This is a genomic window from Micrococcus sp. TA1, from assembly GCF_014199555.1.
GTDB lineage: Bacteria > Actinomycetota > Actinomycetes > Actinomycetales > Micrococcaceae > Citricoccus.
On record NZ_JACHNW010000001.1, the window covers coordinates 2404694 to 2417506 of the forward strand.

The 12813-nt window shown below is 72.7% G+C and carries 13 protein-coding genes; 7 read left to right on the plus strand and 6 right to left on the minus strand.

Translation table 11 applies throughout. From position 1 onward, the window contains the following. The first annotated feature begins 232 nt into the window (after positions 1 to 232). The 5 genes from GGQ69_RS10585 to GGQ69_RS10605 all read left to right on the plus strand — a co-directional run bounded on the left by GGQ69_RS10585 (position 233) and on the right by GGQ69_RS10605 (position 4355). Entirely contained in the window at positions 233 to 1051 is an 819-nt protein-coding gene (locus GGQ69_RS10585; protein ID WP_183527826.1) for an ABC transporter substrate-binding protein, read from the plus strand. Positions 1052 to 1170: 119 nt separating this feature from the next. Next, on the plus strand, positions 1171 to 1935 hold the full coding sequence (locus GGQ69_RS10590) for an amino acid ABC transporter permease (protein ID WP_183528575.1): 765 nt from the start codon (positions 1171 to 1173) through the stop codon (positions 1933 to 1935). A 34-nt stretch (positions 1936 to 1969) separates the two neighbouring features. After that, positions 1970 to 2764 (plus strand): amino acid ABC transporter ATP-binding protein, encoded by a 795-nt coding sequence (locus GGQ69_RS10595; RefSeq protein WP_255459478.1) that lies wholly within the window; start codon positions 1970 to 1972, stop codon positions 2762 to 2764. A 28-nt stretch (positions 2765 to 2792) separates the two neighbouring features. After that, the gene (locus GGQ69_RS10600) at positions 2793 to 3932 is read left to right on the plus strand and encodes a YihY/virulence factor BrkB family protein (RefSeq protein ID WP_183527828.1); all 1140 of its coding nucleotides are present in this window, start codon (positions 2793 to 2795) and stop codon (positions 3930 to 3932) included. 63 nt (positions 3933 to 3995) lie between these two features. Next, positions 3996 to 4355 carry a cupin gene (locus GGQ69_RS10605; protein WP_183527830.1) on the plus strand — a complete coding sequence of 120 codons (360 nt, stop codon included), beginning with the start codon at positions 3996 to 3998 and terminating at the stop codon, positions 4353 to 4355. An 84-nt stretch (positions 4356 to 4439) separates the two neighbouring features. Here GGQ69_RS10605 and GGQ69_RS10610 read toward each other — a convergent pair whose 3' ends face one another. After that, a complete protein-coding gene (locus tag GGQ69_RS10610) occupies positions 4440 to 5165 on the minus strand; it encodes a Crp/Fnr family transcriptional regulator (RefSeq protein ID WP_298044138.1) in 726 nt (241 codons plus the stop codon). Continuing rightward, the gene (locus GGQ69_RS10615; RefSeq protein ID WP_183527832.1) at positions 5162 to 5716 is read right to left on the minus strand and encodes an SRPBCC domain-containing protein; all 555 of its coding nucleotides are present in this window, start codon (positions 5714 to 5716) and stop codon (positions 5162 to 5164) included. The genes GGQ69_RS10610 and GGQ69_RS10615 overlap by 4 nt, the downstream gene beginning before the upstream one ends. A 25-nt stretch (positions 5717 to 5741) precedes the next feature. Here GGQ69_RS10615 and GGQ69_RS10620 point away from each other — a divergent pair, with 25 nt between their 5' ends. Beyond that, positions 5742 to 6383: a sugar O-acetyltransferase gene (locus GGQ69_RS10620; RefSeq protein WP_255459479.1), complete on the plus strand. Its 642-nt coding sequence runs from the start codon at positions 5742 to 5744 to the stop codon at positions 6381 to 6383. Here the strand turns inward: GGQ69_RS10620 and GGQ69_RS10625 are convergent. Continuing rightward, on the minus strand, positions 6380 to 7858 hold the full coding sequence (locus tag GGQ69_RS10625) for a glucose-6-phosphate dehydrogenase (protein ID WP_183527834.1): 1479 nt from the start codon (positions 7856 to 7858) through the stop codon (positions 6380 to 6382). The two genes, GGQ69_RS10620 and GGQ69_RS10625, sit on opposite strands and share 4 nt — an antisense overlap. Before the next feature lie 123 nt (positions 7859 to 7981). Beyond that, a complete protein-coding gene (locus tag GGQ69_RS10630; protein WP_183527836.1) occupies positions 7982 to 8575 on the minus strand; it encodes a hypothetical protein in 594 nt (197 codons plus the stop codon). A 97-nt stretch (positions 8576 to 8672) separates the two neighbouring features. Here GGQ69_RS10630 and GGQ69_RS10635 point away from each other — a divergent pair, with 97 nt between their 5' ends. Beyond that, positions 8673 to 9281 carry a bifunctional 2-polyprenyl-6-hydroxyphenol methylase/3-demethylubiquinol 3-O-methyltransferase UbiG gene (locus GGQ69_RS10635; RefSeq protein WP_183527838.1) on the plus strand — a complete coding sequence of 203 codons (609 nt, stop codon included), beginning with the start codon at positions 8673 to 8675 and terminating at the stop codon, positions 9279 to 9281. Between the two features lie 10 nt (positions 9282 to 9291). Here the strand turns inward: GGQ69_RS10635 and GGQ69_RS10640 are convergent, their stop codons facing one another. Further along, entirely contained in the window at positions 9292 to 9840 is a 549-nt protein-coding gene (locus GGQ69_RS10640; protein ID WP_183527840.1) for a VOC family protein, read from the minus strand. 34 nt (positions 9841 to 9874) lie between these two features. Beyond that, complete coding sequence (locus tag GGQ69_RS10645) at positions 9875 to 12784, minus strand: cation-translocating P-type ATPase (RefSeq protein ID WP_183527842.1); 2910 nt, start codon at positions 12782 to 12784, stop codon at positions 9875 to 9877. Between the last annotated feature and the right edge of the window lie 29 nt (positions 12785 to 12813).

Sequence of the window (12813 nt, forward strand, 5' to 3'; positions counted from 1 at the left end):
GGTCCCCCGGGCGGTCACTGGCGGAACGTGGATTCCTACTCGAACTTGAGTGTACTTGACTCAACCCTGCCGCGCACCGCGCTATTCCCCGGTTCAGGCGGCCATCGGCACCACCGTACGCGCGCGGTACCGGGCTGTCCCGGGGTCCCCGACGGCGGTGCGCGTCGACGGCGGACCCACTGGGCACTATCCTGACTGCCTTGGACCATCCCCGCTCCACGGAAGGCCGATCATGCCCCCCTCACGCGTCCGGCGACTCGCCGCGACCGCCCTCTGCGCCGGCACCCTGGCCCTGTCCGGGTGCGCGGTGCTCGGTCCGGCCGACTCCGGCGGCACCGGCAACGGCGGCGAGGTCGCCGTGAACGAGTCCGTCCCGCTGCTGAACCCCGGCCAGCTCACCGTCTGCTCGGACATCCCCTACCCCCCGTTCGAGTTCCAGCAGGGCGGCAAGACCGTGGGCTACGACATCGACATCGTGCAGCGCATCGCCGACGACCTCGGCGCGGAGCTGAGCATCGTGGACTCCTCCTTCGAGGCCATCCAGTCCGGCGCCTCGCTGACCGGCTGCGACGTGAACATCTCCTCGATCACCATCACGGACGAGCGCCGGCAGACGATGGCCTTCTCGATCCCCTACCTGGACGACGACCTCGTACTCGTGGCCCCGGTCGACTCGGGCATCACGGACCTGGAGTCCGCGCAGGGCAAGCGCATCGGCGTCCAGCAGGCGACCACCGGCGAGTTCTTCGCCGAGGAGAACGGCCTGGACATCGTGCAGTTCGAGGACGGCGGCATGCAGGTCGAGGGCCTGCGCTCCGGCAGCGCGGACGCCGTGCTCGGCAACGGATCGGTGCTGCTCTACCAGCTCAAGGACGACCCGGCCTACGAGGTCGTGGAGACCTTCGAGACCGGTGAGCAGCTGGGCATGGGCATCTCCCCGGACAACGCACTGCTGCTGAGCTTCGTCAACCAGACGCTGCTCGACATGGAAGAGGACGGCACCCTGAACGAGTCCCGGGTCCGTTGGTTCGGCGAGGAGGCCGCGCAGTGAGTGAGAACCAGCCCGGGCACGCCCCGGTCCCGCAGCCGGAGCCCGGCGCCGGCTCCGCCCCGGCGACGTCCCGGGACCCGGACGCCGCCCGGCCGGGTGGCGCGCGCCGCCGTCGCCGGATCTCCCTGGGCATCCAGGCGGCGGTCTTCGTGGCGGCGATCATCGTCGTCCTGCTGGCCGTCGACTGGCAGACCGTGGGCGAGTCGGTGTTCAACTTCGCCGCGGTGGCCCCGATGTTCCCGGACATCATCCTCATCGGGTTCGGCAACACGCTGCTCTACACCGCGACCTCGTTCGCCGTGGGCCTGGTGGGCGGCATCGTGCTGGCCCTGATGCGGATGTCCGCGTTCCCGCCCTACCGCTGGCTGGCCACCGTCTACACCGAGTTCTTCCGCGGCGTGCCCGCCCTGCTGGTGTTCCTGGCCTTCGGCTACGGCGTGCCCTTCGCCTTCGGGGTGCAGTGGCCGATCCCGGTCGTCGTCATGGCCTCGCTGGGCCTGGTGTCCGCCGCCTACATCTCGGAGACGCTGCGGGCCGGCCTGCAGGCCGTGCCGAAGGGCCAGTACGAGGCCGCCCGCTCGCTGGGCATGCCGGGCTGGCGGGCCATGGTCACGATCGTCATCCCGCAGGCCTTCCGCCTCGTGCTGCCGCCGCTGACCAACGAGGTCATCCTGCTCACCAAGGACTCCTCCCTGGTCTACGTCCTGGGCCTGGCCGCCCACGAGTTCGAGCTGACCAAGTTCGGCCGGGACGGGATCACCGCCCTGGGCGCCGGCCTGACCCCCGTGCTGGTGGCCGGGCTGATGTACCTCATCATCACGGTGCCGCTGTCCCTGCTCGCCCGCCGCTTCGAGTCCCGCGGGGCTCGCCGCTCCCGGTCCTGACGGCCCGGACGACGATCCCGAGAAAGCCGATCCCATGACGAATCCCTCCCCCGCCTCCCCGGCCGCCGGCACCGTCCACGCCTCCGGCGTCTCCATCACCGGACTGAACAAGTCCTTCGGCTCCAACCACGTGCTGAAGGGGATCGACCTGACGGTCGCCCCCGGCGAGGTGGTCTGCCTGATCGGCCCGTCCGGCTCCGGCAAGTCCACCCTGCTGCGCTGCGTGAACCTGCTGGAGGTCCCCGACTCCGGGACCGTCACCGTGGGCGGGTTCGAGGCCACCGACGAGGACGTGGACCTCAACGCCATGCGCCGGCACGTGGGCATGGTCTTCCAGCACTTCAACCTCTTCCCGCACCTGACCGTCCTGGAGAACTGCACCGTCGCCCAGGTCAAGGTGCTGCACCGGGGCAAGGCCGAGGCCGCCGACGTCGCGAGGACCAACCTCGAGCGCGTGGGGCTGGCCGGGATGGAGGGACGCTACCCGGACCAGCTCTCCGGCGGCCAGCAGCAGCGCGTGGCGATCGCCCGCGCGCTGTCCATGGACCCGCAGCTGATGCTCTTCGACGAGCCGACCTCCGCGCTGGACCCCGAGACCGTCGGCGAGGTTCTGGCGGTGATGCGCCGGCTGGCCGGCGTGGGGATGACGATGCTCGTGGTCACCCACGAGATGAGCTTCGCCCGCGAGGTGGCCGACCGCGTGGTGTTCATGGACGGCGGCGTAGTGGTCGAGCAGGGCCCGGCCGCCCAGGTCATCGGGAACCCGCAGCAGCCGCGCACCCAGGACTTCCTGGCCCGCGTGCTGAATCCCACCGACGTCGAGTTCTGAGCGGGCTTCGGCGGGCTACGCTCGTCCCATGCCCAGTCACCTGTTCCGCCGCCCGGCGCCGGAGCGCACCTACCGGCGCCCCCGGGTGACCCTGTTCCACGTGGTCCGGCGCACCGTCATGAAGCTGGTGGACATGCAGGTCTGGGACGTGGCCGGGTCCATGGCCTTCTACTCGCTGCTGTCCGTGGTGCCGGCCGCGATCGCCGTGGTGTCCATCGTGTCCCTGCTGGGCCTCGAGGACGAGACGGTGCACACCGGTGCCGAGCTGCTGCACGAGCTGCTGCCGGGCCTGAACCCGGACGTGGTCACGGCGGCGCTGCTGGCCCTGGCCAACACCGACGGCGGCGTGCCGGGCGTGGTGCTCGGGCTGGTCGGCTCGATCATCGCCGCCTCCAACGTGTTCGCCTCCTTCCACCGGGCCATGCACCGCATCCACGACACCCGCGAGGGCCGCAGGTTCCTGTGGTTCCGGACCGTGATCTTCGTCGAGACGCTGACGCTGATGATCGCCGTGATCGCCGTGCTGCTGCTCGTGCTGATCGGCGGCGGGCTCTCGGAGCGGCTCGGGGACCTGCTGGGCCTGCCCGCGACCACCGTGGCCGCCTGGAACCTGCTGAAGTGGCCGGTGATCCTGGCGCTGATCGCGTTCGCCGTCACCGTGGCCTACCACTGGGGGCCCAACGTGGTGCAGCCGCACTTCCGCTGGATGTCCTGGGGCGGGCTCGCGGCCGTGCTGATCCTGTTCGCCATGACCGTGCTGCTGGGCTGGCTGGCCGAGCGCTTCGGCACCTTCGACCGGATCCTGGGCACCCTGAACGGCCTCGTGGTGATCATGATGGTCGTGTGGATCAGCTACATCGTGCTGGTGGCCGGGGCGGCCTTCGACGCCGAGCTGCTGCGCGGGCGCCAGCTGGCCGCGGGGCTGCCCGCGGCGGACGTGCTGCAACTGCGCACCCGCCACACCGGGGTGCTGGAGTTCCTCGACGAGGACACCGCCAGGGCACGCGCCACGGCCCGCGCGGTGGCACGGTCGGCGCGGACCGGCGAGCCCGTGACGATGCCGGCCAGCCCGTGGCTCGCCGAGGCCGACACGTTCTGGTCGGTCGACGCCCTGGACCGGGAGGTCTCGACCGGGCAGCCGTATGACGCCGGGAACCACGCCGGGTAGATCCAGTCCTGGCCCCCGCGCCCACGGGTGCCCCGGCCGAGGCTCACCGGCTACGGTGATCCCATGACCTACTCGCCCGGACCCCACGACCTGACCGCACTGATCGGCAGCACCCTGGACGCCGCCCGGGCCAATCCGCACGGCCGGCACGGGGACCTGCTGCTGCGCGACGGCCATTTGCGCCAGTCGATCATCGCGCTGACCGACGGCGCCCGGCTGGCCGACCACAACGCCCCGCCGGCCGCCACCCTCCAGGTGCTCCAGGGCTCCCTGGAGGTCACCGCCGGGACCGGGGGTGACCAGCGGCTGGGCGTGGGGCAACTGGTGCAGCTGACCAAGGAGCGCCACGGCGTGCTCGCCCTCGAGGACAGCGTGTTCCTGCTGACCACCGTCACCGGGGTCGAGGAGGAGAGCCACGGCTGACCGGCCCACGGCCGGCGGAGGGGCCCGTCAGGACGTGGACGGTACGCGGACGGGCCGCGGTGACTGCGGTGACTCCCGGGCGGTTCAGAGCCGGAGCAGTCCGGGCTCGTCCAGCACGGTGACCCGGTTGCCGCGGCCCAGGGTGATCAGTCCCCGGTCCGCGAGCGCGTGCAGGCGCCGGGACAGGGTCTCCGGGGTGGTGCCGAGGTAGGAGGCGAGGTCCTTCTTGGGCATCGGCAGCCTGTACCCGGCCCCCGGTGCCGCGCCGGCCTCCGCGGCGGCGGCCACGAGGTACTCCCCCAGCCGGGACTCCACGGAGCGGCCGGTGATCTCGGCGACCTGGTGCTCGGTCGCCTCCAGCCGGTGGGCCACCGTCCGCAGCATGGTCATCGCCACCCGAGGGTAGTCCGCCAGGAACCGGTCCATGTCCGCGCGCGCCAGGGAGCAGACCTGGGCGTCCGTGGCCGCCACGGCCAGGGAGGTGACCGGTTCGTCGCTCAGCAGTGCGTGCTCACCGGTGAAGTCCCCGGGGGAGAGCACCCGCAGCAGCTGCTCGTTGCCGTTCTCCAGCACCCGGGACTGCCTGACCCGTCCGGAGTGCACGATCTGCAGGCCGGGGCTGTCCCCGATCGAGTAGACCACCTCGCCGCGCCGGTAGGGCCGGGTGATGACGCGTTCGGCGATCCGGTGCCGGTCCTCCTCCTCCACCCCGCTGAACAGCGGGACCGAGGACACGCAGGCGAAGCGGTGCTCGTGATCGAGCAGGTCCCCCTCGTCCGGCCTCACCTCGGGCCTCACCTCCCGCTTCACCCCCGGCCGTCCTCCTCCGGACCGCTCGTGGTGGGCTCCACGGGCGTGTAGTGGTCCCGCTGGTGCGGGTGGAAGTCGGCGAAGTCCACGGCGTCCACGTCGTCGCCGTCCAGGGCGGCCTGCAACCGGTCCAGGTAGTACTCCCAGCCGGGGCCGACGTCGGGGGCCATCTGCTCGAACCCGGAGATCGGCTGGGTGAAGACCAGCGCGGTGCCCGCCCCGGTGTCAGCGGAGTCCAGGGTGAGGCGCAGGCGCCAGGCCGCCCCGGACGGGTCCTGCAGCACCACGTGGAGGCGGTGGGGCCGCTCGCAGGCCTCGATGGTGCACTCCCCCGGCTGGTCCGGGGCCTCGACCATGGCCAGCCGGACGCTGCCGGTGGCCGGGTCCCCGGTATAGGTGCCGTACCACCTCGAGAGCAGGCCCGGTTCGGCCAGGTGGTTCCACACGTCCTCGACCGCGTGCGGCAGTATCCTGGTGATCTGGATGGCCCGGCCCTCGGGCCCGTCGATGATCCGGCCGGTGGGCTCGCGCGTGGTGCCTGGGGTGCTCATGCGGCCATTCTGGCACGCTGGGACCATGACGAACCCAGCCCTCACCTCCCCGTACTTCCCGGACGAGCGCTCCATGCACGAGCGGATGCTCGCCGGGGAGCCGTACCTCGCCGACGACCCCACGCTGGAGGAACTGAACACGCGCGCCGAGCTGCTCTCCGAGCGGTACAACGCCACCACGGTCACCGAGCTCGCCGAGCGCCGGGACCTGCTCGGTGAGCTGCTCGGCACCCGGGGGGAGGGCATCGTGATCCGTCCGCCGCTGCGCGTGGACTACGGCGTGAACCTCCACGTCGGGGACCGCACCTTCGCCAACTTCAACCTCGTCGCCCTGGACTGCGCGCCGATCCGCATCGGTGCGGATGCCCAGATCGGCCCGAACGTGCAACTGCTCACGGCCACCCATCCCCTGGAACCGGGTCCCCGCCGGGACAAGTGGGAGGGCGCCCAGCCGATCACCATCGGGGACAACGTGTGGCTCGGCGGCGGCGTGATCGTGGGCCCGGGCGTCACCATCGGGGAGAACACCGTGGTCGGCGCCGGCGCGGTGGTCACCTCGGACCTGCCGGCGAACGTGGTGGCCGTGGGCGTGCCCGCACGCGTGATCCGCGAGCTGCCCGCGGATCCCGACGGCGGCTGGTCCCGGATGGCGGTCGAGGGCGACTAGCCCCCGGCCCGGGGGCCGGAGGACCCGGCGGGGTAGTCCAGCAGCGGGGCGGCCCCGGAGCCGTAGGCGGCGGTGATGCCCTCGGTGATGCGCCAGCCCTGTTCGGCCCCCTCGCCGCTGACGGTGAAGGCCCCGCGGCCCGCGAGCACCCGGTGCAGCAGGGAGCCGTAGGCGGTGAGGCCGGGCTCGGGCAGTTCGGAGCACAGCACGGTGCGGGTCATCCCGCGGGAGTCGAACGGCCCGCCGGCGTTGAGCTCCAGCGCGATCCGCTCGTCCTCGAAGCCGATCCGGAGCACGTTGGCCGGCGGTGGCCCGCCCGCCGGGACGTGCCCGGCGTCCAGCGGCGGGCGGCGGAACACCACCGAGATCTCCTGGCGCGGGGAGCCGATGGCCTTGCCGGAGCGCAGCACCACGGGCACCCCGCTCCATCGCCGGGAGTCCACCTCCACGATCACCTGCGCGAACGTCTCGGTCTGCCGCGAGGCGTCCACGCCGTCCTCGTCCACGTAGGAGGGCAGCGTGCGCCCGTCCACGGTGCCGGCGGTGTACCGGCCACGGACCACCACGGGGACGTCCACGCCGTGGTCGGGCCCGTCAGGCCCGTCCGGCCACAACCGGGTGGCCCGCAGCACCTGTTCGGTGCCGGCCGGGACCGCCACGCCGTCGAACCGCTCCGGCGGGTCCATCATCACCAGGGCCATCACCTGGAGCAGGTGGGACTGGATCATGTCCCGGGCCGCCCCCGTGCCGTCGTAGAACCCGGCGCGGCCCTCCAGCCCCAGGGTCTCGTCGTAGGTGATCTCGATCCGTTCCACGTGGTCCCGGTTCCACACCGGTTCCAGGATGCGGTTGGCGAAGCGCAGCCCCACCAGTCCGAGCACCCCGGGCGTGGCCAGGAAGTGGTCCACCCGGAACACCCGCTCCTCGGGCAGGAACCCGGCCAGCAGGTCGTTCAGGCGCCGTGCGGACTCCTGCCCGGACCCGAAGGGCTTCTCCAGCACCAGGACGGTGTCCGGGGGCAGCCGTCCCTCCGCGTGCAGTCCCGCCAGCTCCCGGCAGGCGTCCTCCGTGACGCCCGGGGGCAGCGCGAAGTACAGCCCGGTGGGACCCTGCGCCGCCGCCAGCAGGGCGGCCAGGTCCCCGGCGTCGGCGGCGTCCCCGGTGACCCAGCGGACGGACTCGAGGGTGGCCCGCACCGCGGGGAGCCCGAGCTGGACCTCGTCCAGCACCTCGGCGAAGGCCTCCCGCACGGTGGCGGCGAAGTCCACGTCCTCGGTCCGGCCGACGCCGATCACGGTGATCCCGTGCTGGGGTACCCCGGCGGCCAGGCAGGTGGCCAGTCCCGGCAGCAGCAGCCGGCGGGTCAGGTCCCCACCGGCTCCCAGGATGGCGAGGGTGCCCAGGTCCGGTGCCCCGGGGCCGGGGCCGGGGACGTCCTGGCCGGCAGGGACGTCGGCGGGATCGGCATCGCTCATGGTGCCACCGTAGCGCCGGACGCGGCCCGTCGGGGCAGGGTCGTGGGGGGCAGGGTTGCCGGACGCGCCAGGGGCCCGCCCCGGCAGAACCGGGACGGGCCCCTGGCGGCGACCCTCAGGGCATCAGATGCTCTTGCGGGTCTCCTGCAGCTTCTTGCGGGCCGCGCGCAGCGCCTGCGTCTGCTCCTCGCGGGCCTTGTTGATGGCCTCGGCCTTGGCGTCCGCGGCGGAGCGGATGGCGTCGGCCTTGACCTCGGCCGCGGCGGTGAGCTTCTTGGCGCGGCGGGCGGCGGCGGCGTTCTTGCGGCCGACCCGGTTCACGGCGCCGTCCACCATCAGGGCGGTGCCGATGCCGAAGAGGAACACGTCCTTGGCCACGGCGGTGCCCTGCTCGGTCGGCCGGATGCCGTCGGGCTCCGTCATGCCCTCGGTGTTCTTGTACATCGACAGCAGCCCCGTGGAGAAGGCGGTCAGCGCGGCACCGGCGAGCCAGCCCGGCACGAACGGCAGCAGCAACGCGGCACCGACCCCGAGCTCCCCGGCGATGAGGAACTGCTTGAACTGCTTCGGCGTCATGTCCTTCAGGAACGGCACGCCGTTGGCGGCCAGGTCCCGCATCTGCTCGGCCTGTTCCTCCGAGATCTTGGTCTTGTTGATCCCCGAGTTGAGGATGAAGGCGCCGGCGGTCAGCCGGAGCGGGATCTGCGCGATGCTCATGGGGTGGTCCTTCCGGTATTCGGGCTCGTTCCTGTCTCACCTTATAACCACCCGGGGGCAGAAGTGCACGTGCCGGTGAACGCGCGATACTGGGGACATGACCGAGAACCTCTGGGCCCGGATGGTGGCCAACGATCCCGAGCACTCCCGCCGCTACGCAGAGCGCTGGCGGTCCCTGGCCGCCGAGGGCATGGACCTGCACGGCGAGGCCCGGTTGGTGGACGCCCTGTGCCCCCGGGGCGCGCGCGTCCTGGACGCCGGCTGCGGCACCGGCCGGGTGGGCGGGTACCTGGCCCGCGCGGGGCACCGCGTCACCGGTGTGGACCTGGACGAGCACCTGATCGACGTGGCCCGCGAGGACCACCCGGACGCCGACTGGTACGTGGCCGACCTGGAGACCCTGGACGCGGCCACCCTCGCCGAGCTGGGTGAGGAGGAGCCCTTCGACCTGATCTTCTCGGCGGGCAACGTCTTCGGCTTCCTCTCCCCCGGGTCCCGGCAGGACGTGCTGCGCCACCTGCACGCCGCCCTGCGGGACGGCGGTCGCGCGGTGGTCGGCTTCGGCGCGGGGCGCGGCTATGACTTCGAGGAGTTCGTGGACGACGCCGGCCAGGCCGGGTTCCGGCTGCAGGGCCGGTTCGCCACGTGGCAGCTCGACGAGTTCACCCCGGAGGCGGACTTCCTGGTCGCGCTGCTGGTGCGCTGAGGGCCCGGGGTCACTGCTCCTCGGCGCCGAAGGCGTCCTGCGCGGCGTCCATGAGCCCCTCGATGCTGAGCCTCACCATGCCCATCATCGCCCGCTGCACCCGGGCGGCGGCGTCGCGGTCCTCCCCGGCCAGCAGTTCCGGCAGTACGGTGGGGACCACCTGCCAGCGCATCCCGAAGCGGTCCTGGAGCCAGCCGCAGGCGACCTCCGTCCCGCCGCCGGCCGTGAGCGCGGACCAGAAGTGGTCCACCTCCTCCTGGTTCCCGCACAGCACCTGCAGGGAGACGGCGTCGGTGTACGGCACCGGCCGGGCGGGGTCGTTGAGCGCGACGAAGCGCTGGCCGTCCAGGGTGAAGGACACCGTGAGCACGTCACCGGCGCGCAGGTGCACCTGGTCCCCGCCGGGGACCACGTCGATCGCGCTGCGCCGGATCTCGTCCAGGTGGGTGTCGGGCCGGTAGGCGGAGAACGCGTCCACATAGAACCGCGCGGCCTCCTCCGCCTGCCCGGTGGACCACAGGCAGGTGACCAGCTGGGGCCGGGATCCTGACTCGGTCATGACGGTTACCCTTCGTCGGCGTTGTGATCCATTGTCACGCCGCCCGGGCCCTGAGCACCACCTTGCGCAGCTCGCCGGACCACAGCACCCCGGAGGCCAGCGCCAGGCACGCCAGCCACTGGTCCCAGCCCAGGGCCGCCGTGCCGAAGGCACCCTGCAGCAACGGCAGGTGCACCACGAGGACCTGGGTCACCGCGCCGAAGGCGATCGCCGCCCACAGCCAGCCGTTGGTGAACAGCCGGTGGAAGGCGGAGACGGTCTCGGACCGGGAGTTCAGGGCATTGAACAGCTGGGCGAACACGAGCGTGGTGAACGCGGCGGTGCGCGCCACCTCCACCGTCTCCGCGCCCTCCACCAGTCCGCCGGGCAGGTGGAGGTCGATCGCGAACAGGGTGACCACGGCCATGACCAGCCCGGTCCAGAGGATCCCGGCCCACATCCGCCCGTCGACCACCCGGTCCCGCACCCCGCGCGGCGGCCCGGCCATGACGTCCTCCGCCTCGGGGTCCACGCCCATCGCCAGGGCCGGGCCGGAGTCGGTGATGAGGTTGATCCACAGGATCTGGGTGGCCAGCAGGGGCACCACGATCCCGTCGTCGTGCCCGGCCAGGCCCAGGAACCCCGCCAGGAGCACACCCAGGAACATGGTCAGGACCTCCCCCGTGTTGGAGGACAGCAGGTAGCGCAGGAACTTCCGGACGTTCCCGAAGATCACCCGGCCCTGGCGCACCGCGGCGACGATGGTGGTGAAGTCGTCGTCCGTGAGGATCATGGCGGCGGCCTCCTTGGAGACCTCCGTGCCCGTGATGCCCATGGCCACCCCGATGTCCGCCTTCTTCAGGGCCGGGGCGTCGTTCACGCCGTCGCCGGTCATGGCCACCACGTGGCCCTCCGCCTGCAGGGCCTCGACGATGCGCAGCTTGTGCTCGGGGGCGACCCGCGCGAACACCGTGGCCCGCCGTGCCGCCGCCCGCAGTTGCGCCGCGTCCAGGGCGTCCAGTTCGGGACCGGTGACCGCCCCCTGCCCGGCGTGCGCGATCCCCAGGTCCTGGGCGATCCGCAGCGCCGTGGCCGGATGGTCGCCGGTGATCATCACCACGCGGATCCCGGCCCGGCGGGCCTGCGCCACCGCCTCGGCGACCTCGGAGCGCGGCGGGTCGATGATCCCCACCGTGCCGACGAAGATCAGGTCCTGCTCCAGCGCCAGGCCCGCCCCGGCGTCGAAGGCACCGTCCGGGCCGACCGCGCCCGCGTACTCGAGGACGGTCAGCGGCCGGTACGCCACGGCCAGCGTGCGCAGGGCCTCGCGGGACATCGACTCCACGTCGGCGGCGACGGCGGCCCGGTCGGCCTCGGTGAGCGGGGCCACCTCCAGCCCGGTGCGGACGCGGGTGCAGTGGCGCAGCAGCACGTCCGGCGCCCCCTTGGCCACCAGGACCGGCCGGCCGGCACCGGGCCAGCCGGCGTCCGCCGGAGCGCCCGGATCCGTGTGGTCCCGGTCGTCCACGATGACCGACATCATCTTGCGCTCGGAGGTGAAGGGCACCTCCGCCACGCGCTCGAACCGCGCCTCGCGCATCCCGGACAGCCCGGCCTTGCGCTCGGCCACGACGAACGCCGCCTCGGTGGGATCACCGACCACGACCCAGTGCCCGTCCTCGTCCTGGCGGACCTCGGCGTCGGAGGCCAGGGTGCCGCCGGCGAGGACCACGATGTCCTCCTCGCGCAGGTCCAGCTCCGGGTCGTTCTCCAGCAGCGGGGTGCCCTCCAGCAGCACCTCCCCGCCCGGGGCGTAACCCACCCCGGTGACGTGCGACTCCCCGGAGGAGGACCGGACCTTGAGCATCGTCATCTCGTTGCGGGTCAGGGTCCCGGTCTTGTCCGAGCAGATGACGGAGGCCGAGCCGAGAGTCTCCACGGAGGCCAGGTCCTTGACGATCGCATGGCGACGGCTCATCGCCTGCACGCCGAGCGAGAGCACCACCGAGAGGACGGCCGGCAGTCCCTCGGGCACGGCCGCCACCGCCAGCGAGACGCCGACCAGCAGCACGTCCACCGCGTCCTGCAGCGAGGAGACCCCGCTCGTGAACGCGATGGCCGCCATCACCACCACGGCGATGACGACGACCGCGATCCCCAGGGTCCTGCCGATCCCGTCGAGCTCCCGCGTCAGCGGGGTCGGTTCCCGCTCCGTGCCGGCCAGCAGCGCGGCGATGTACCCCATCTCGGTGTCCATGCCGGTGGCCGTCACCACGGCCCGGCCGACCCCCTGGGTCACGGCGGTGCCCTTGAAGACCATGTTGACCCGGTCGCCCAGGGGCACGGCCGCCTCCAGGACGGCCGTGGACTTGGTGACCGGGACGGACTCCCCGGTCAGGGCGGCCTCGGCGACCTGCAGCGAGGAGGCGCTCAGCAGCCGGGCGTCCGCGCCCACCGAGTCACCCTCGGCCAGGACGAGCAGGTCCCCGGGCACCAGGTCCGTGGCGGGGACCCGTTCGGTGCGGCCGTCCCGGACGACCGAGACGGTCACGGCGGTGAGGTCCTGCAGTGCCGCCACCGCGTCCGCCGCCCGGGCCTCCTGGACGTGACCGAGGACGGCGTTGAAGACCACGATGACGGAGATGACCGCGGCGTCGACCGGCACCCCCGCGGCACCCTCCACCGCCCAGACGAGCAGGGAGACCGCCACGGCGGCCAGCAGCAGGTAGATCAGCGGGTCCGTGAACTGGCGCAGGAACCGCCTCCAGCCGGGCTCGGGCGGGGCCGTGGCCAGCTCGTTCGGCCCGTACGCCCCGAGCCGCCCGGCGGCCTCCGCGGCGGACAGCCCGCGGTCCGGGTCCGTGGCGACGTGCCGGACGACGTCCTCCGCCGCGGCCTGCGTCCAGTCCCGTCCGGCGGCCGGGGTCGCGGCGGCCACGTGCTGCGGGTCGGCGTCCTGCGCCATGGGCCCTCCTGGACTGGGCTCGTCGGGGA